Origin of the sequence: Synechococcus sp. R65.1 (genome assembly GCF_047461755.1) — a bacterium.
Taxonomy (GTDB): Bacteria; Cyanobacteriota; Cyanobacteriia; order Thermostichales; family Thermostichaceae; genus Thermostichus.
Genome location: NZ_JANSHU010000013.1, coordinates 42,921 through 61,408 on the forward strand (window position 1 = coordinate 42,921; position 18,488 = coordinate 61,408).

Here is an 18,488-nt window from a genome sequence, read left to right on the forward strand (position 1 = left end):
AAGATTGCTTAAGAAAATCAATAGTCCTCGCCGTTTTTTGTCGTCATCTTTTGCAGAGGCAAAAAGCTTGCACTAAGAAGTCCTGCACAGCAACCTACCTCCATTACTGCCCAAGAGCCCTAAAATGCAAAGAACAACCCCAGCAGAGCAAATAGCCAAGCCCCACTATGGGCAACTCCCCAGCTTAGAAGGGGAGCAGCTGATTGTAGACCGGCAAACCTAGCTTCGCCGAAAGGAGTAATCCTTGGCGGATTTCCTCACGATTCTACAACCAATCCCCTACTTTATACAAGATACTAGATACAAGATACTAGTCCAGGTCTCCTGCCTTGCGCTAAACCCTTAGTGCAGAGACCAAACCTCCTGCTACCCTGTCTCCAGGCAGGACTGTGCCAGTAGGGTTTCGGGCTGTCTTTAGTTACTAAGGAATTTTGGCCATGAGGAAATTGACGTTTCTAGTGGGTTTGGGACTCGGCTTTGGTGCCCTGACCGTTTGGGCCCAGGGATCCAAGGGCTCTACCCCGATCCCCAGTCCTACTGCAACAGCTACCCCGGCTAGAGGAGCGGCTCCCAGCCCGCAGGTTTCTCCCTCTTTGACTGCAGCTCAGGTCACCGACGCGCAGGTGGAGCAGTTGGCGCGCATTTTGTTGGAGCTGGATCCTCTAATTCGCGAAGCTAGCGCCCAGCTGCGAGAAACCCAAAGCGAAGCTGAGTATGAGAAGATTATGCAGCGTACTGAGGCCCAGGCCAGCCGCATTGTCGAGAAGCAGGGGCTGACGGTGGCCAAATACCGTGAGCTGATGACCTTGGCCAACGAGGATCCCACCCTAAATCAGCGAGTGCGGGTGCGCCTGCAAGAGCTCCTCCAACAAAAAAGATCCTCAGCTTCCCCCCAAGCAGCTACACCAACCCCTACACCTTAAGCTGACATGACCCCTCCGCCTGAAAAGCCTAACTTGGGATCCCTGCGAGCTGCGTTGAACCTTGCCCTGTTTTTCTTTTTGTTGGCGCTGGTTTCCTACTTAAGCCTTAACTTCCTCCTGGCTTTGGTGAGCAAGCTCAGCTAGCAGACTCTCCAAGAGCCTTTTGTCTTGGGCACTGGGAAAGATACACTGGATTTACAAGGCTTAACACCTTTTCTCAGTGACTGTCCATGAGCCCCCCTTTTTGGTTTGCCAGTTCAGGGGGATCCGCCATGCCCTATCTGGAATCTCCCCCTAGGCTGACTTTGCCCCGCCAAGAGGCGGGCTGGAGGCGCTGGTTGCGCTACCTGTATTTGCGCCTGCTGCGGATGCAATCTTCTCCCGAAGAAATTGCCCGGGGCCTGGCGGCAGGGGTCTTTGCCGGTTGTTTTCCCATCTTCGGCTTCCAAACCCTAGCTGCCCTGCTGCTGGCAGTTCCCCTGCGGGGCAACAAGCTGGTAGCAGCTGCAGGAACCTGGGTGAGCAACCCTCTTACCTATGTGCCCATCTATGCGTTTAACTACCGGGTTGGGCAATGGCTACTGGGATCCACGACGGCCTTTGCCCCTGCGGAACTGGCGGCACCCCAAAACTGGATGCAGTGGGGCCTGGAGGTGTCGGGCACGCTTTTTGTTGGCTGCGCCTTTGTTGGGTTTTGGGGAGCTTTGGCCAGCTATTTTCTTGGGCTGTGGCTGGTACGCCGGATCCGCCAGCGGCGGAGAATCAGCCGATGGGGGCAGAGTCTGTGAGGGGCTAGAAGGCGGCCAATGCTAAGTCAGGCAGAGATCCCTGCCTGTCCCAGCCTAGGAATTGAGGGAGTGTTAGAGAAGGGAAGGGTTTGACGATGGAAGATATGCGGTCGCTGTTAACCAACCTGGGCCGCCGCTCTCAGCGCTGGAGGCAACAGTTGGGATCTGCCCTCCAGACAGGCATGAGCCAGCTTGCCCAAGCTGCACAGCCAATTGTATTGCTCTCGCCGCGGGAGCTGGAGAAGATGCGGCGGGCCTGCCGCCTGGCGGCGGATTTGCTCAAGCACCTGGAGCCGATGGTGCAGCCGGGAGTAACCACGCAAGAGCTCAACGACGAGGCCGAGCGCTGGACGCGGGCCCAGGGTGCTAGAAGCGCCCCACTGGGCTACCACGGCTTTCCCAAGTCCATCTGCACCAGTGTCAACCACGTTGTCTGCCACGGCATTCCTAGCCCCAAGCAAATCCTGCGCGAAGGGGACATTATTAATATCGACGTCACTCCCGTTTTGGATGGCTACCACGGCGATGCCTCCAAAACCTTCTTTGTGGGCAAGCCCTCCGAGCGAGCCCGGCGCCTGGTGGAGGTGGCCGAAGAATGCCTGCGGCGGGGCATTGCTGCGGTAAGACCCGGGGGCCGCGTGGGGGACATTGGAGCAGCCATCCAGGAGTACGCCGAGTCCCAGGGCTACAGCGTGGTGCGGGACTTTGTCGGCCACGGGGTGGGACGGCAGTTCCACACCGCCCCCCAGATCCCTCACTACGGCGAGCGAGGAAAGGGGGAAAAGCTCCGCCCGGGCATGGTGTTTACCATTGAGCCAATGATCAACGAGGGCACTTGGGAGGTGAGGGTGCTCTCCGACGGGTGGACAGTGGTGACGGCAGACGGCAAGCTTTCTGCCCAGTTTGAGCATACTGTTGCTGTCACTGAAACCGGCGTGGAGATCCTGACGTTGCCTTCCTCCAGTTAGGCTCCCTATGAGTGCGGATCCCCGCCTGCGCCTCTCCTCTGAGAATCTGGTGCTGCTATTGGCAGCAGCCGTGGGCCTGGGCACGGGTCTAGGGGTGGTTGGGTTTCGCTATTTGATTGGCTGGTGTCGCCATCTCTTCCAAGAGCTTCTGCTCGACAACCTTGCCAAGGCTGTCCAACCCTATGGCCTGGAGCAGTTGGGATTCTGGGTCCCGGCTTTGGCACCGCTCTTGGGAGGCCTCTTGATTGGCGTGCTGAAGGTGGACCTGCCTCTTCCCAACTTCAGCCTCTCCAGCTTGGTAAGCCCCAGCCGAGCCTTCCGCCCTCGGCCAAGCTGGATCCCTCTTAAGCTCGTGGCCGCTGCCATCTCCTTGGGGGCGGGAGCCTCTCTGGGTCCGGAGGCTCCTAGTGTGGAAAGCGGCGCCCTGCTGGGATCCCTGGTAGGGCAGAACCTCCGTCTTGCGCGGGAGCGGGTGCAGCTATTGATGGCTGCCGGGGCGGCAGCGGGCTTGGCGGCGGGGTTTAACGCACCGATTGCAGGGGTGTTCTTGGCTTTGGAGCTGGCCCTGGCCCGCTCTTTTACCACCTCTGCGGTCAGCGTGGTGGTCCTGGCGGCCGTGGTCTCCGCTCTAATTGCTCAAGTGGGGCTAGGGGCGCAGCCGGCCTTCCTGCTGCCAACCATTACGCAGCCGGCTTTTGTCTTGCCTGCCTACGAGCTTCACAGTCTGCTGGAGGTGCCGCTTTATTTGGGCTTGGGCTTTTTGGCCAGCTTGGTCTCCCTGGCCTTTAGCTATGCCCTGGAGGGGGGCAAGCAGCTATTTAGCCGCATGGCGGCCTGGCCAACCTGGAGCAAGCCTATTCTGGGCGGTGCCATCCTCGGCGGTGTTGGCCTCTGGATCCCGTTAGCGCTGGGGGTGGGCTACGAGACCATTGAGTCGATCTTGCAAGGGGTGCCCTTTTCCCTTGGCCAGTTGGGCTTGCTGTTGTTGGGCAAGGTATTCCTCAGCGCGGTGAGCTTGGGCAGCGGCTTTGTCGGGGGCACCTTTGCCCCGGCTCTGTTCCTGGGGGCGGTGTTGGGAGCAGGCTATGGCCAGGTGGTGGGAAGGGTTTTGCCTGCTTTTGCCCTCTCTCCCCCTGCCGCCTACGCCATGGTGGGCATGGGGGCGGTACTGGCAGCCAGCGTGCGGGCTCCCCTGACGGCAATTCTGCTGCTGTTTGAGATGACGCGGGACTACCACATTGCCCTGCCGGTGATGGCGGCGGTGGGCTTGAGCATTTGGCTAACGGAGCATTTGCACCCGCCAGTTGTTTACCCTTCCGCCCGCCGCAGGCAGGAGCCCAAGGGCCTAACAGTTCAAGAGGTCATGGTGCCTCCTTCTCTGCTGCTGCAACAGGATACGCCTCTGCGAGAGGCCCTGGAGCGTTTGCTGCAGCAAAAGTGCCACAGCGCTTTGGTGGTGGACAGGCAAGATCGGCTGCGGGGCATCCTCACCCTGGAAGACCTCGAGCGGGCCTTAGCCCATAGGGGAGCCGGGGAAGTGGCCGAACTGACGGTAGAGCAGGTCAGCCAGTCGCCTGTGCTCACCACTTTCCCCGACGAGGCGGTGGCGGTGGCTGCCGAGCCGATGTACGAGTACGATCTGCGCCAGTTGCCGGTAGTCTCGCGGGAGGATCCGGAGCATGTGGTTGGCCTCCTGGATCGGGAGCGGGTGTTGCTCTCCCAAGAGATTGAATCTGTGCGGCAAGTCCTCGAGCCGGAAGTTCCTGCCTCAGAGGGGAGCGAAAACGGGATCCCTTCTTCCCCTAGGCCGGCAGAGTAGGGATCAGCGCTGCCGCAGCAGGGCGGAGGGGCATTCGTGGTGCAGGGGGCAGCGACCGCAGTCGGGCAGGCGCGCCTTACAGAGGCGTTTGCCCAGCCGGATGAGGTTGACGTGTAGGGAATAAGCCTTGCCTGTCGGGATCCGCGGCAACAGTTGGGCAAAGGTGTCGTCGGGATGTCTGGCCCGCACCAAGCCAAGACGGTTGGCCACCCGATGCACATGGGTATCCACCGGGCAGAGATCCCGGCCCAGGCCAAACAACAGCACACAGGCGGCTGTCTTCAGTCCCACCCCCTTCAGGGAGAGGAGATAGGCCAGAGCGTCCGCGTCGTCGAGATCCCGCAAAAAGTCGAGGCTCAGGGATCCCTGGCGCTGGACAATGGCAGCCAGAATCTCCCGAATGCGGGCTGCTTTGAGTTGGGCCAGGCCGCCAGGACGGATCACCTGGGCCACCTCGGCCGGGTCGGCAGCCAAGACAGCTTCCCAGGAGGGAAAAGCGGCTTTGAGGGCGCGAAAGGCGCGGCTGCTGTTGTGGTCGGTGGTGTTTTGGGAGAGGATTGTGCCCACCAATTCGTCCAAGAGGTCGGGATAGAGAGGCAGGCCGTCGGGGCTGCAAGGACGTTGGGGGACGCCAAAGCACTGTTCCAGGCGCGCCAACAGCAATTCCACCGCGATGGTGTTGGGAGGACGAGGCTCCAGCCGGGCTGAGATGTCGACGGCTGCGGCAAAAGGGTCCCGATCCCATCTCGGCTGTACCACGGCTGGCCTCCTGGGGAAGTTAACGGGCGGAATCTCGGCAGATCTCCTGAATCAGGCCGGCAACTGCCTTGCTGGCAGGGGGGAGAGCTGTCGCCTTCAAGTTAGCGGCCATTTGGGCAACCACCTGGGGCTCAGCCAGCCAGCTCAGCGCCGTTTGCCGCAGCGAGTCCAAATTCTCTTCAGACTCTCGCAGGACCACTCCCCCACCTCGCTCCACAAAAGCTAGGGCGTTGTGATACTGATGGTCTTCGGCGGCAAACGGATAGGGGATCAAGATGGCGGGGGTGGCGGTGGCCCACAACTCTGCCAGGCTGAGGGCGCCAGCTCGGCTGATGGCAAAAGTGGCCCGCTGCAGCAGAGCGGCCACATCGGTGCGAAAAGGAAAAGCGCGGTAGCGGGGGTGGGAAGGGATCCCGACCTCACTGCCGCCGGTCAAATGCACAATCCAGGCCCCTGCCTCCAACCAGGCTGGGGCACAGGCGGCCACCAGGCGGTTCAGGCCCTGCGCTCCCTGGCTCCCCCCCATCACCACAATCAAAGGATCCCCCTCTGGAATGGGCAGATCTGCAGGCAAGGGCTGAGGCTGATAGAACTCTGGCCGCACCGGCGTGCCCACCACCCGGGTAGCTACTCCTGGCAAATGCTCCGCCGCTTCCGCCAGGCCCAAGGCTACCACCTGGCAAAACCTTCCCAGCCAGCGGGTTACCTTGCCCGGGATACGGTTAGACTCGTGCAGCAGCACCGGCACTCCCAGCGAGCGAGCTGCCAAGATGGCCGGGGCAGCGATGTAGCCACCGGTGGTCAACACAGCGTCAAATCGTCCCTCCCGGAGGATCTGCTGCACCTGCCGCGTTGCTCGGGCCAACTGGATTAGGGATCCCAGCTTCTGCAAAGGGGATCCCTGCCAGCCCCACATGGTGACCCGATGCAGCGGGTAGCACTCTGGCACCAGTTTCTCCTCCAGCCGCTGCGGCACTCCCAGCCATTCGATCTGCCAGGTGGGCAACTGCTCAGCAACAGCTAGGGCTGGAAAGATGTGACCTCCGGTGCCACTGGCCGCCACCAGCAGCCGCGGTGGGGAAGCGGGATCCCTGCTGGTTCTCTTCACCCTTGCCCTGGGATCAGGAGCTGCCGTAGCCGACGTAGCGCAGAAGCGTGCCTCGCTGCCCCAGGATAAACCCTCGGTCGGGGCCGAAAAACTCGATGCTGTAGAAATTGGCGGGAATGCTGCTCAACTTTTTGGCCTCCTCCCAGGTCTTGCCGCCATCAGGGCTGTGGATCAGCGTGCCGCCGCCCCCCACCACCCAGAGGTCGTGGTCGTTTTGGTAGGCTGCATCGAGATAGCCAAAGCTAAGGGCTCGCCCAGGTCGCAGAGGCTTAGACCATTTGCCAGAGGTAAAGTCGTCGGTAAAGGCAATCTCTGCCCCCTGATTCAGTTTCCAGGCACTGCCGTTGGGGCCAAAGCCCATGTTCTGGATACGGCGAGAGCTCTCCCGCAGATAGGGCTTCCAAGCTTGGGTTGCAGGCGTGTACAAAAAGTAGAAGCTGCCGCGCGAGGAAACGGCTAGGTACTCCCCTCCAGGACCGCGGGCAATGTTTTTGATTGCCCCAATCGGCTCTTCCACCTGGGCGTGCCAGGTCTGCCCCCCATCTTCTGTGCGGTAGATGGCTCCCACATTGGTTACCATTTCGGCAGCGCCAGGGCCGAGGGCGTGGATCAAGAGGGGCTCTCCTGGCAGTTGCTTGCTAAGGCGAATCAACGTCCAGTCCGCTCCCTCATTCAAGGTGTGCAGCAGGATCTTCGGCTGCCCCACTACCCACCCTTCTGCCCCGGCAAAGCTAATCGACCTCAAGTAAGCCTCGGGCTCTAGAGCCGACAACTGGCGCACTTGCCAGTGCAGACCGCCATCCTGGGACTCCAGCAGGGTCGCCTTGTCGCCCACCAGCCAGCCGTGGGAGGGGTTAGTGCCGGTGAAGGCAATATCCAGCAGGATGCTCTGGGTGGGCACCTCCACCTGTTCCCAGGGCACCACCTTCATCTCTGGCATTCCCGCTGCCATCAGCAGGAGCGAGAAGGCAGCCAACAGCACTAGCCTCAGGAGCTTCACCATTCTGTTACTCGACGAAATAAAAACTCATCAAAAACAGAAACCCCAGCGCCAACCCCAGGAAGATGAGGAGGTTTTTTTGCGCAGGGGTCATCACGTTAACCCCAAAACCGTAGCGCAGGTTTTCCTGAAAGCCGGAAGGCTTGCCCTTGGCGCCCACCGCTTGGAACAGGCGCTTATCGGCTCGGCACACCGGACATCTCCAGGTAGGGGGCAGCTCCTCAAAGGGCACGCCTGCCGGGATGCGATTGAGCTGATCCCCCTGGGTTGGCTCGTAGACATAGCCACAAGCGCGGCATTCGTACCGCTGCAGGCTCTGGGGATCGCCAAGCTGAGCCTCGGTTTCATCCTCCGGCAGCTCGATGAGCTTGGGTGCCTTGGTGGCTTTGGACGGGTCGACAAGAGGCGAGTGGGCGCCATTCATGGAGCGATTGAGGAAGGGTCTGCGTTGCTCGATCCTATTATGAGAGGATCTGTTACAAAAATCTACTTGCTTTCTCCGCAATGCTTTTGTACACGTCTAGCCCGCTTGGGAGCTGGCGTTGCCCCCCAACCGGTCAGGGGATCCTAGCCGGGGATCCCGTGCTACGTTTCGTGTTATGCCAGTGGTTGTTCCCCCATGACTCCGTCCCCTCGTCAACTTACTCTCAATCACCTGCTCATCGTCAAAGATCGCCAAGGGCCTAAAGCTTACTGGCTAACAGCTGAGCTCTATTCCCTGGGGCGGGATCCAAGCAACAGCATTCGCATCGACTCCCAGTACGTCTCCCGCCACCACGCCCTTTTGGTGAAGACTGAATCTCCCACCTCTCCCGACGGGTTTACCTACCAAATCATCGATGGAGACATCCACGGCAACCCCAGCACCAACGGCCTCTACGTTCGGGGGGAGCGGGTAGAGTTTCGAGAGCTCGAAGATGGAGACGAAATCCAGTTTGGCAGCGACGCCACCGCCACCTATTTGCGGCAGGCTTGCGATCTGGACAGGATTCTCTCCACCTTTGAAAATACCCAGATCGTCGGCCTGTGAGATGGAACGCCTGGCAGGGCAGCAACCTCCCAATGGGTAAGTAGGGGGGCGCAAGAACCCCTTGCCCGGCGTCGTTCTGGGGTACGTTAGCATCGTGGTATCCGTCGGCTTGAGGCTGCTGGCTTTCAGGGTTTATGCCGCCCATCACCAAGATCCTGATTGCCAACCGGGGCGAGATTGCTCTGCGCATTATCCGCACCTGTCAGGAAATGGGGATCCGCACAGTGGCTGTCTACTCCACTGCGGATCAGAACTCGCTTCATGTCCAACTGGCGGATGAGGCAGTCTGTGTCGGGGAAGCCCCTGTGGCCAAAAGTTACCTCAACATCCCCAACATCATCTCGGCAGCCCTTACCCGCGGGGCCAATGCCATTCACCCGGGCTACGGCTTCTTGGCGGAGAATGCCAAGTTTGCCGAGATGTGTGCCGACCACAACCTAATTTTCATTGGCCCTTCCCCAGAGGCCATGCGCAAGATGGGTGACAAGGCTACCGCGCGGGAGACCATGCAAGCGGTGGGGGTGCCGACTGTGCCGGGCAGCCGCGGGTTGATCACCTCTGAAGAGGAGGCGCTGCGGCTAGCGGAGAAAATCGGCTACCCCGTGATCCTCAAAGCCACGGCCGGCGGTGGGGGGCGGGGTATGCGGGTGGCCCGAGATCCCCAAGAATTGCGGAAGATGATGCGCACCGCCCAGGGGGAGGCGCAGGCTGCCTTTGGCAATGGGGGCATCTATTTGGAGAAATACCTCGAGCGCCCCCGCCACGTGGAGTTTCAGATTTTGGCTGACAGCCATGGCAATGTGGTGCACCTCTACGAGCGGGATTGTTCTATCCAGCGGCGGCACCAAAAGCTGTTGGAGGAGGCCCCTAGCCCTGCTCTAACCCCGAGCTTGCGTGCTCGCATGGGGGCCGCGGCTGTGAAAGCAGCCAAGGCGGTGAACTACGTGGGGGCGGGCACAGTGGAGTTTTTGCTAGACAAAAACGGCCAGTTCTACTTCATCGAGATGAACACCCGCATCCAGGTAGAGCACCCCGTAACCGAGATGGTGACGGGACTAGATCTCATTGCCGAGCAAATTCGCATTGCCCAAGGTCAGCCCCTCACCTTTCGCCAGAAGGATGTGCAACTGCGAGGCCATGCCATTGAGTGCCGCATCAATGCCGAGGATCCCAAGCAACAGTTTCGCCCTTGCACGGGCACCATCACTGCCTACTTGCCCCCCGGTGGGCCAGGGGTGCGCATGGACTCCCACATCTACACCGACTACACCATTCCCCCTTACTACGACTCGCTATTGGGCAAGTTGATTGTCTGGGGGCCCAACCGGTCAGCGGCCATCCGCCGCATGCAGCGGGCTTTGGGAGAGTGCGCCATCACGGGCGTGCCCACCACGATCCCTTTTCACCAGCAGATCCTGCGCCACGAGGCTTTTTTGCGGGGTGAGGTGCATACGGATTTCATTGCCCAACACCTGCTAGGCAGCCAGTCTGAACGATAGACTGGGGCAGACAGCTAAACCCTAGCCACCACCACCCGCTGCGGCTGATCCTGGTACTTGCCTTGGCGGTCGGCATAGGTAATTTGACAGGGATCCCCCTCAAAAAACAGCAGCTGCACCACTCCTTCGTTGGCATACACCCGGCAGTCAGCGCTAGAGGCGTTGGAAAACTCTAGCGTCAGGTAGCCGCGCCACCCCGCTTCCGCTGGAGTCAGGTTGGCAATTAGCCCCACCCGGGCGTAGGAAGACTTGCCGATGCAGAGGACAGTGATGTTGTCGGGCACCTGCAGCCGCTCGAGAGACACCCCCAACCCGTAGGAATGGGCAGGGATGATGAAGTAGTCCCCCATCTCGTCGTGGTGAAGCTCCACCGGTTCGAGGTTCTTGGGGTTAAACCGCTTGGGATCTACCACAGTACCGGGCACATGGCGAAAGATCTTAAACTCCACGGGGGAAAGACGAATGTCGTAGCCATAGGAGGAAAGCCCATAGCTCAATACAGGCCGCATTTGTCCATTCCACTCCACGGCCCGCACCAATTCGGGGCAAAACGGCTCAATCATCCCCCGCTGCGCTTGCTCACGGATCCAGCGGTCGCTCTTTAGCATGGCTAGATGACGGCAAGACCAGAAGGTGCTAGGGACTGCTGACTCGCGAGGGATCCCGGCGCCTGCCCAGAGCCCGCGAGGACTCCTGCCGGGGGCGTAGCTGGGTGATGAGATCAGCGCGTTCTAGAAGGGAAGCCGGCATTTCGGGCCCGGTGATGATCATATCCATCCAGACTGGCCGCTGATCGACCAAATCCAGCACCTGTTCTTCCGGGATCAAGCCCAGCTTGATGGCCAAGCTCAGCTCATCCAGCACCACCAAGCCATACCGGCCACTCCTAACGGCCTCCTGGGTAAATTGCCACAACTCGTCTAGAGCTACGCGCTCCTCTGGCTCCAGATGCGGCGTATCAATGCAGCGGTGTAGACGGCAGCGAACCCACTCCAGGGAACTGCCCAGCAAAACCCGGTTCTCCGGCCCTTGCTTAATCCCGCCTTTGAGGAATTGCACAATCAACACCCGCGTTCCCTGACCAGCCAAGCGCAGGGCCTGGACCATCACAGGAGTGAACATGCCCCGGCCGGGCTGGGTGTAGAGCTGCAGCGATCCCTGGGGGATGAGGTGGGCGGGAAAGGCTCCATACCCTTGGAGAAAAGACTCGCCCCCAGTAGAGCTGGCTTGGGCGGCAGGCTGTTTGACGGGGGCAACAGAAACAGCGTCCTTGGGGGAAGGCATAGGGCTAAGGGAGGCAGTGCGAACCACCGTTTTATCTTGGGAGTGGGCTAAAGGACAAGACCCTACAGCGGCGGAACTACGGGTTAGAAGCGCCATTCATAACCCGCACCAAAGCTCCGCTACCCCTTGCCGAGGTAGCAACGGCCGCTAGGCTGCAGAGCCTAGAAGTGGACCAAGTGTCGGCTACAGATTCCATGAAACACCCCCTACAGCTCTCCTTGGACGTTCTCCCCAGCTCTAGAGGATAGAGATTTTTTCACGGCTTGTAGCGGCTAGGTTTCTACTCGCTGGGGGGCTACACAGGGCCAGATATACCACGAGCCTGTGGGGGACGCCATGCCCTAATCCCCCTCGCGGCAGCGGCGCAGAGCACTTGCTATGAATGCCGGGGCTTGCGCTGCCTTTTTTTCTGGTCGGGAGCCGGGACTAGCAGCAGCCTCTTTCCCAAGCTCGGCCAGATAAGAGGGGGATCCTGCCGTCCTGGGTATAAAGGGAGCAGAGCAGGTGACAGGGTATGGCGGGCTCCCTTTCCCAAGAGCTGGCTGCGCAACTGCAGGACAATGGCCGCGACCCAGGTGCTTCCATTCTGGTTTGTGGCTACAACGATTTAGCGGAGTTGACGCTCGAGATTCTGGAAGAGTTTGGACAGCGGGCAGTGGTGGTGGCTCCCTGCCTGCCGCCTTCTCGGAAAGGGGAATGGCAATACCTAGAGGGGGATCCCCAGCAGGCGGAGGTGTTGCGCCGGGCTGGGATTGAGCGGATCAAGGTGGCGCTGCTTTTGGAGGACAATGACCAAGCCAACTTCGAGCTGGCCCTCTTGATTCGAGATCTCAACCCGCAGGCGCGCATTGTCTCTCGTCTGTTTAACACTGGCCTTGCCCGCTACCTGGACTCGATTTTGCCGCAGCATTTTTCCCTGTCGGTTGCGGGCTTGGCGGCTCCGGCCTTTGCCCTCAAGGCTGTCTCGGACGAATTTGTCGGCTACTTCGAGCTGCCTCAGCTGGAGGCGCAGCCGGCCACGCTGCCGCCGGAGCTAGCGGATCCGCTTTATTTTGGCGCCCCCCAAGAGACCACCCTCTGGAACGTGGTGGAGCTGACCATTGGCTACAACTCCCGTCTGCTGCACATGCCCCTCTCGGAACTGGAGGAGACCTTCCGGGCGCGGGTGCTGTTTCACTACCCGGTGGACGGGCTGTCCAACTTTTCCGAGTCTCGGATTTTTGATGACTTCGACCACGAAGCAAAGCTGCTGGAAGGGGATCGCATTTTGGTTATCTGTGACCCCCGGGCCTACCTGCAACTGTTGGAGCGCAACGGAAGGCGCGGCTCTTCGCGGGCGCAACGCTGGGCCAGTGGACAGGTGCAAGACAAACGACAACGACGGCGCGGCAAGTCGTTCAGCCGGCTCCTATCTTGGCTGCGCAGAAGCCTGCAAGGACTGCTGCAGGTCAAGCCCATCGTGCGCACCCTCGCCTTCACCTTGGGGGCCATGTTGGTGATAGGGGTGATCAATTTCAGGGTGATCGGCAAGCCGGTCTTCGACGCTCTGTTGCTAACCATCGTGGTGTTGACGGGGGGGTATGGCGACATCGAGGCTTTTCAGCAGGCGGAGACCCCCCTAGGAGTGAAGGTAGTGGCGGTGGTCATGACCTTGGTGGGGGCTGCTCTGGTGGGGTTGATCTATGGGTTGGTGACCGACAAGTTGGTAAGCAGCCGCTTCGGCTTGGGCCGAGCTGCCCATATGCCCAAAGGGGATCATGGGGTGATCGCGGGGTTGGGACGGCTGAGCTACTTGGTGCTGCAGTTGCTGCGGCAGATGGGCTATGAGGTGGTGGCGGTGGAGCCCGACGCCGACAATCCCCTGCTGGGGGCGGCAGAACGGGAGGGGGCGGTGGTGATCCGGGGCAACTACGCTCTAGCAAGCACCCTGCAACAGGCCCGCATCCAAAGCAGCCGCTGCCTGATCTGCACGACTCCTGACGATCTCACCAACCTCGAGACTGCCCTAACTGCCCACAGCCTACACCCCGGCATCCGCACCATTTTGCGGATTACTGATGCCGAGGTGGCGGCGCGAATGCAGCGGCATCTGCAGGCCCTGGGGATCAGCTACAGCCCCACCGCCCTGGGGGCGCGCGCTTTTGCTACTGCAGCGCTGGCGGGAGCCGTTTACGGCACCTTGACTTGGGAGGGGGAAACGCGGCTGGAGGTCTCGGCCCATGACCCTTACCTGGGGCTATCCTTGCGACAACTGGCCCAGGATTACGACCTGGCGATCCTGCTGCATCACTCCCGACCGGACCGGCCCTGTGTTTTTCCCAAGATCTGGCAGAAAGAGGGGGAGACTGTGTTGAAACGGGGGGATCGCTTGTACGTGATGGGGACGGTGGGATCCCTGATTCGCCTGGCCCAGGGGCGGCCTCTGCCGCCGGAGCTCTATCAAGTGCGGCTCCTGGAATATCGCAACCCCTACTTTGAAGACGAGATTCTCTCCACCTTGGCGTTTTATGCGCGGCTGCCCAAAACGGCGCTGAGGCCACTGTTGCGCTGTCTGCCGGCGGTAGTGAGTCCCCCTCTCCCCCGCGACAAGGCCATTCAGTTGGCCCGCCAGCTTCGCAAAATGAGCACCGAGGTGCAGGTCTTTGCCCACGTGCAGGCCAGCGAGCGGATCCCAAGGTATCGAGGCCGGCTGCATGGCTGAGCCTCAAGGTCAGGGGCATAGAAAAAGTATCGGCTAGAGGTCGGAGGAAGCGGTGGGGAAGTTGGCGATGCCCGTTTCCAGGTCGTCAAAACAGGTCAAGACCTTTTCCATTGAGGTCAGGCGGAGGACAAGGGCGACGCTTTCGGGAACGCAACAGAGGCCGAGATGGCCACCAGCAGCCCGGCACTTGCGCAAGGCTGAGATCAGCACCCCCAGGCCGGAGCTATCCATAAAAGTAACCGCTGACATGTCGATCAACAGGTTGGTGTAGCCAAAATCCAAAACCTGCTGCAGCAACTGCCGGGCTTCGGAAGCGGCCTTGGCATCAAAACGACCCTCCAGGGGCACAATGGCTAGCTTTTGCCCTTGCGGGGTTTCAGCGGTACGGATGCGCAGCTTAAAATTCATCGAAATTCATCGTTTCCCGTCAAAACCTCATGCCCCACCTTAGCACCCTCGGTTGCAGAAAATCCCGCGAAAACTCCGCTATATAGCTTACGCCAGAAACTTCTTTTGCAGCCAAAAGGGAAGACGGGAGCTAGCTAGATCTGGCTTCCCCAGTCATCCACCTCTCCAATGGGACTTTATTCAGACTTTGGCCGGATCGAGGGCGTAAGTCGAATCGAACGCGGGAAGGGACCTGGGCAAGCGAGGGCGGTGCATAGCCAGCAACTGGGCCAAGCGCTTGCGCAGCTCGGTCCGCGGCACAATTGCGTCGATAAGCCCATGAGACAGCAGGTATTCGGCAGTCTGGAAGCCCTCTGGGAGCTTGCCCTTGCCGATGGTTTGCTCGATAACATTGGGCCCAGCAAACCCCACCTGGGCACCCGGCTCAGCTAGGATCAAATCCCCCAACATGGCAAAGCTGGCTGTTACCCCCCCGTAGGTGGGATGGGTAAGTACCGAAATAAACAACTGCCCAGCTTCGCGGTGCCTCTGCAGGGCGGCTGCTGTCTTGGCCATCTGCATGAGGCTGAGGATCCCTTCCTGCATGCGGGCTCCCCCCGAGGCCGAGAAAATGATCAGGGGCAGGTGATCGCAGGTGGCCCGTTCGGTAAGACGGGTGATCTTCTCGCCGACTACCGAGCCCATGCTGCCGCCCATAAAGCGGAAATCCATGACCCCAATGGCCACCCTCCTGCCTTCCAAAGTGCCCAACCCAGTCAGGACGGCATCCTTGAGCTGGGTGCGCTCTTGGTAAGAGGCCAAACGCTCGCTGTAAGGCTTTTGGTCAAAAAAGTGCAGCGGATCGGTAGGCGCCAGGTGGTCGTCGAGGGGCTGCCAGGAGCCGGGATCCAAAAGCTGTTGCAGCCGCTCTGGGGCGGTAATGCGATAGTGGTAGCCGCAGCTCGGGCAAACCTGCCAGTTCTGCTGCAGATCCTTGGTGTAGGTGAGGGCGTCGCAAGCTGGACACTTCTGCCAGAGGCCGTCGGCAATCTCCCGCACTTGCCGCTCTTTGTCAAAGGGGCTACTGCCAGTTAAGTTAAGGGAAGTCTGCTTGCGCCGCTCGGCAAACCAATCCAGTAGAGACATGGTTCCTCCCCTGGCTGAGGATAGCAAGTGCTGAGATCCTCAGGCCCTGCTGGTAGGCCTTGAAATCTATCTTAACGTCTTCAAGCCCTCAGGCAATCGCCAAACTGGATAGAGACCATGACTCCAGAGACCCAGTGGCAGGTACTGACCACAGGGGATGGTTCCCTGACTTTTTTCTCTCAGGAGTTCGGGCAGGCTTTCCACAACGTCAGCGGCGCTGCCCAGGAGGCGCTGGAGAAGTTCGTCCGCCCTTGCCGGCTGGATCGGCTGCCCCTGGAGCGGGACCCCAAGGAGCCCATCTGCCTTTTGGATATCTGCTTTGGCCTTGGCTACAACTCCGGCCTCGCCTTGGAGACCATTTGGCAGGTGCGGCCCGACTGCCGCGTGGAAGTCATTGGCCTAGAGCGATCCCCAGAGGTGCCCCGCCAGGCCTGGCAGGTGGGGGTGGGATCCACTTGGAGCTTTAGCCAGGAGTGGCAACACTTTATCGAGAAGGGATCCTGGCAATCACCCCGCTGGCGCGGAACTCTGCTGTGGGGAGATGCCCGCCAAACCCTATTCCAGGTGCCGCGGGGATGGGCGGACGCGGTGTTTTTGGATCCCTTTTCTCCTGCCGTTTGCCCGGAGTTGTGGACGGTGGACTTCTTGCGGGCGGTGGCTGAGCGAATGCGCCCCAGCGGCATCTTGGCCACCTATTCCTGTGCAGCGGCAGTGCGGGCAGCTCTCCTGGAGGCGGGGCTGTTTATCGGCTCTACGCCCCCGCTGGGCCGCCCCTGGCCGGGCACGGTGGCCTCACCTCAGCCAGACTACCTACCGCCTCTCTCGCCTATGGAGTGGGAGCACCTGAAAACCCGCGCCGCTGTGCCCTACCGGGATCCCACCTTGAGGGGAGACAGAGCCCAAATCCGGCTGCAGCGCCAGCGAGAACAGCAAACTTCACCCCTTGAGCCCACTTCTGCCTGGAAACGCCGCTGGCTTGGCCAAACCTAATTCAGGAGGAAAGAGGCGGGAGTCTACTGCCTCGCTTCCTAATCTTGTCTTGATGAAGTAAAGTTACGATGAAGAGAGCGATTTCCTGAGGTAGCCGTGGCTTCCTCCCCCGCTGGCGGTACATTGGTTGGTCTTTGGGCCAATCAGCACCGGGTCATCCTGCAGGCCTTTCTGAACCTGTCCCGAGCTTCTCAGTTGGATCTGGAGCAGCAGCGCCTCTTTGTCCAAAGGTTGCGGCAGCGCCTCTCCCGCCACATTCAATTGGAGCGCCACGCCCTCTACCCCCTGCTTAGGGCGGCTCTAGGGGCGGATCCCGACCGCCTCAGCCAGCTCGATGGGTTGGAGCAGCAGATGCGGGATCAGATCCCGGAGTTGACTTGCTTTTTGCACCAGGCGGAGCGTGACCCGCAGCGGTTGGATCTGGGGGCAGCCCTGCATCTGTACCAGCAATTGCGGGCTCAGTTTATGCAGGAGGAGAAAGTTGTACAGCCGCTCTTTGCCCAACATGTTTCTCTCGAGGCGGAAGAGCAGCAACTGCGCCTGTTCCGCAAACGGCTGCAGGCTAGCACTACCTTCCAAAGTTCCGCCAACAGCCGTCGCACCAAAATGGAGGAGTGGGAGCGACAAGCGGTAACCCGCCCTGTCTTGTCCCCTGAACGCTGCTAGCCCTCCCAAGACGCAGCGCTGGCCGCTACTCTCTAGCCGACGAGGGCTGCTTCAGTCTTTATCTTGCAGTTGTTGCCGGCTGGGGAGGATTTCTGACCCAGGCAGATTCCTAGGGCCTAAACCCATGTCAGCCTGGAATCCAAAGCTGGCCCGAAGGCAGTGCCATGGAGTTTATCCCGGTGAAGACTGAGGCGAAAACGTTAAAGCAAGATTAATCCCAAGGTGTTTGTAGCAAACAATGCTTTTAGAAAAGGATCGATAAAATAGAGGCAATGCCCCACCTGGAGCCCCCACCATGGATTACTCTCCTTCTCTGGCCCAGCGCTATATGAAACTATGCGAGGCCTACCTTTCCCTTAACGAAGCTTTCGACAAACTGGATCAATCCCACAGCCGCCTGCAGGAGAGCTTCAGGAAACTTCTTGGCACGGCCCAGAAGGCTTTGGTTAAACTGCCCATCTTACAACAGCACATCGAACAGTTACAGCAGTGTGTCGAACAAAGGGATCGCTTGGTCCGTTCCCTGCGAGAAGAACTTCGGGAGAGAGAAGCTCGGCTGGGCGAGCTGATTGCCAACTATGACCAAGTCTGTCACGAGCTGGAGTCCACCAAAGCAGATCTGTTGAGCGCTCAGGCGTTGATTGAAAAACTGGAAGCAGAGAATGCCCAACTTTTGCAACAGTTGAGTCGCCTCACCAGTTTGGAGGAGGAATTGGCCAGCTTGACAGAACGGCTGAACCAAGCAGAGGCAGCCCGCCAAGCGTTGGAGGCCCGCAACCGTGAGCTGGAAGCAGCCCTGGGAGAGCGAGATCGGCAAGTGGATAGCCTGCAAGCGCGGCTGGCGCAATTGGAGCGAGAGAACGCCTCGCTGAAGGCGCAACTGTCGCAGGTGGCTGACCTGCTTACCGAGGACTCGATCAATCTCCTGCAAGAAACCGAGAATGCCGTCAAGGCCGATGAGGAGGTGCTGCCCCTGGTGCTGGCCTCGCTGCCAGAGACTGAGCGCCTTATGCAAGAGGCCGAGCAACTCCTCTCCTCTTGCTCAGAGCTGGTCCAAGTGAAACCACAAGCGGCTTGATCTGAGGGTTAGCCTTCCAGCCAGGGCTGACAACTGCACACCAGGTGACGATCCCCGTAGGCGTTGTCAATGCGGCTGACGCTGGGCCAGAACTTGCGCTCCTTGACCCACGGGAGGGGATAGGCGGCTAGGGAGCGAGGGTAGGGGCGATCCCAGTGGTCGGCGGCCACTACCTCGGCGGTGTGGGGGGCAAGTTTAAGGGGATTGCGCACGGGATCCATCTCGCCCCGCTCGATGGCAGCAATCTCCTGGCGAATGGCGATCATTGCCTCACAGAAGCGATCCAGCTCTTCTAGGGATTCGCTCTCGGTGGGCTCCACCATCATTGTCCCCGGCACCGGC

At 60.2% G+C, this 18,488-nt stretch carries 19 protein-coding genes and 1 pseudogene; 11 read left to right on the plus strand and 9 right to left on the minus strand.

What is annotated here, in order from left to right:
• Positions 1-437 precede the first annotated feature (437 nt).
• The 5 genes from NW814_RS07255 (at position 438) to NW814_RS07275 (ending at position 4,498) form a co-directional block, all read left to right on the plus strand.
• Complete coding sequence (locus NW814_RS07255) at positions 438-923, plus strand: DUF4168 domain-containing protein (protein ID WP_414395222.1); 486 nt, start codon at positions 438-440, stop codon at positions 921-923.
• Positions 924-929: 6 nt separating this feature from the next.
• Positions 930-1,067: a hypothetical protein gene (locus tag NW814_RS07260; protein ID WP_414405763.1), complete on the plus strand. Its 138-nt coding sequence runs from the start codon at positions 930-932 to the stop codon at positions 1,065-1,067.
• Positions 1,068-1,195: 128 nt separating this feature from the next.
• Complete coding sequence (locus tag NW814_RS07265; RefSeq protein WP_414405764.1) at positions 1,196-1,711, plus strand: DUF2062 domain-containing protein; 516 nt, start codon at positions 1,196-1,198, stop codon at positions 1,709-1,711.
• Positions 1,712-1,893: 182 nt separating this feature from the next.
• Positions 1,894-2,679, plus strand: a complete 786-nt coding sequence (gene map, locus NW814_RS07270; RefSeq protein ID WP_414395566.1) for a type I methionyl aminopeptidase — start codon at positions 1,894-1,896, stop codon at positions 2,677-2,679.
• Between the two features lie 7 nt (positions 2,680-2,686).
• A complete protein-coding gene (locus NW814_RS07275) occupies positions 2,687-4,498 on the plus strand; it encodes a chloride channel protein (RefSeq protein ID WP_414405765.1) in 1,812 nt (603 codons plus the stop codon).
• A gap of 3 nt (positions 4,499-4,501) precedes the next feature.
• On the opposite strand, the gene NW814_RS07280 is transcribed toward NW814_RS07275, so the two are convergent.
• The 4 genes from NW814_RS07280 to NW814_RS07295 are packed head-to-tail and all read right to left on the minus strand — an operon-like array spanning position 4,502 to position 7,789.
• Positions 4,502-5,257 carry an endonuclease III domain-containing protein gene (locus NW814_RS07280; protein ID WP_414405766.1) on the minus strand — a complete coding sequence of 252 codons (756 nt, stop codon included), beginning with the start codon at positions 5,255-5,257 and terminating at the stop codon, positions 4,502-4,504.
• A gap of 19 nt (positions 5,258-5,276) precedes the next feature.
• Positions 5,277-6,365 carry an undecaprenyldiphospho-muramoylpentapeptide beta-N-acetylglucosaminyltransferase gene (gene murG / locus NW814_RS07285; protein ID WP_414405767.1) on the minus strand — a complete coding sequence of 363 codons (1,089 nt, stop codon included), beginning with the start codon at positions 6,363-6,365 and terminating at the stop codon, positions 5,277-5,279.
• Between the two features lie 13 nt (positions 6,366-6,378).
• Complete coding sequence (locus tag NW814_RS07290; protein ID WP_414405768.1) at positions 6,379-7,368, minus strand: photosynthesis system II assembly factor Ycf48; 990 nt, start codon at positions 7,366-7,368, stop codon at positions 6,379-6,381.
• A gap of 4 nt (positions 7,369-7,372) precedes the next feature.
• The gene (locus NW814_RS07295) at positions 7,373-7,789 is read right to left on the minus strand and encodes a rubredoxin (RefSeq protein ID WP_414395233.1); all 417 of its coding nucleotides are present in this window, start codon (positions 7,787-7,789) and stop codon (positions 7,373-7,375) included.
• Positions 7,790-7,984: 195 nt separating this feature from the next.
• On the opposite strand from NW814_RS07295, the gene NW814_RS07300 reads away from it, so the two are divergent.
• Positions 7,985-8,395, plus strand: coding sequence for an FHA domain-containing protein (locus tag NW814_RS07300; protein ID WP_414405769.1), 411 nt, complete (start codon positions 7,985-7,987; stop codon positions 8,393-8,395).
• A gap of 134 nt (positions 8,396-8,529) precedes the next feature.
• Entirely contained in the window at positions 8,530-9,894 is a 1,365-nt protein-coding gene (gene accC, locus NW814_RS07305) for an acetyl-CoA carboxylase biotin carboxylase subunit (RefSeq protein ID WP_414395237.1), read from the plus strand.
• A gap of 14 nt (positions 9,895-9,908) precedes the next feature.
• Here the strand turns inward: accC and dcd are convergent, their stop codons facing one another.
• Together dcd and NW814_RS07315 are read right to left on the minus strand one after the other, a co-directional pair.
• Positions 9,909-10,502, minus strand: a complete 594-nt coding sequence (dcd, locus tag NW814_RS07310; RefSeq protein WP_414395239.1) for a dCTP deaminase — start codon at positions 10,500-10,502, stop codon at positions 9,909-9,911.
• Between the two features lie 28 nt (positions 10,503-10,530).
• Positions 10,531-11,178 (minus strand): cob(I)yrinic acid a,c-diamide adenosyltransferase, encoded by a 648-nt coding sequence (locus tag NW814_RS07315; protein ID WP_414395241.1) that lies wholly within the window; start codon positions 11,176-11,178, stop codon positions 10,531-10,533.
• A gap of 514 nt (positions 11,179-11,692) precedes the next feature.
• On the opposite strand from NW814_RS07315, the gene NW814_RS07320 reads away from it, so the two are divergent.
• Positions 11,693-13,879: an NAD-binding protein gene (locus tag NW814_RS07320; protein ID WP_414405770.1), complete on the plus strand. Its 2,187-nt coding sequence runs from the start codon at positions 11,693-11,695 to the stop codon at positions 13,877-13,879.
• A 33-nt stretch (positions 13,880-13,912) separates the two neighbouring features.
• Here NW814_RS07320 and NW814_RS07325 read toward each other — a convergent pair whose 3' ends face one another.
• The gene (locus tag NW814_RS07325; protein ID WP_414405771.1) at positions 13,913-14,287 is read right to left on the minus strand and encodes an STAS domain-containing protein; all 375 of its coding nucleotides are present in this window, start codon (positions 14,285-14,287) and stop codon (positions 13,913-13,915) included.
• A gap of 180 nt (positions 14,288-14,467) precedes the next feature.
• Positions 14,468-15,412, minus strand: coding sequence for an acetyl-CoA carboxylase, carboxyltransferase subunit beta (gene accD / locus NW814_RS07330; protein ID WP_414405772.1), 945 nt, complete (start codon positions 15,410-15,412; stop codon positions 14,468-14,470).
• A gap of 117 nt (positions 15,413-15,529) precedes the next feature.
• Between accD and NW814_RS07335 the strand changes: the two genes are divergently transcribed.
• From NW814_RS07335 to NW814_RS07345, 3 genes are all read left to right on the plus strand, one after another.
• The gene (locus tag NW814_RS07335; RefSeq protein WP_414405773.1) at positions 15,530-16,402 is read left to right on the plus strand and encodes a tRNA (5-methylaminomethyl-2-thiouridine)(34)-methyltransferase MnmD; all 873 of its coding nucleotides are present in this window, start codon (positions 15,530-15,532) and stop codon (positions 16,400-16,402) included.
• Between the two features lie 96 nt (positions 16,403-16,498).
• On the plus strand, positions 16,499-17,068 hold the full coding sequence (locus tag NW814_RS07340; RefSeq protein WP_414405774.1) for a hemerythrin domain-containing protein: 570 nt from the start codon (positions 16,499-16,501) through the stop codon (positions 17,066-17,068).
• A gap of 295 nt (positions 17,069-17,363) precedes the next feature.
• On the plus strand, positions 17,364-18,146 hold the full coding sequence (locus NW814_RS07345) for a hypothetical protein (RefSeq protein ID WP_414405775.1): 783 nt from the start codon (positions 17,364-17,366) through the stop codon (positions 18,144-18,146).
• Positions 18,147-18,154: 8 nt separating this feature from the next.
• On the opposite strand, the pseudogene NW814_RS07350 reads toward NW814_RS07345, so the two are convergent.
• Positions 18,155-18,488: pseudogene (locus tag NW814_RS07350) on the minus strand (glycine dehydrogenase (aminomethyl-transferring)); the annotation flags it as partial.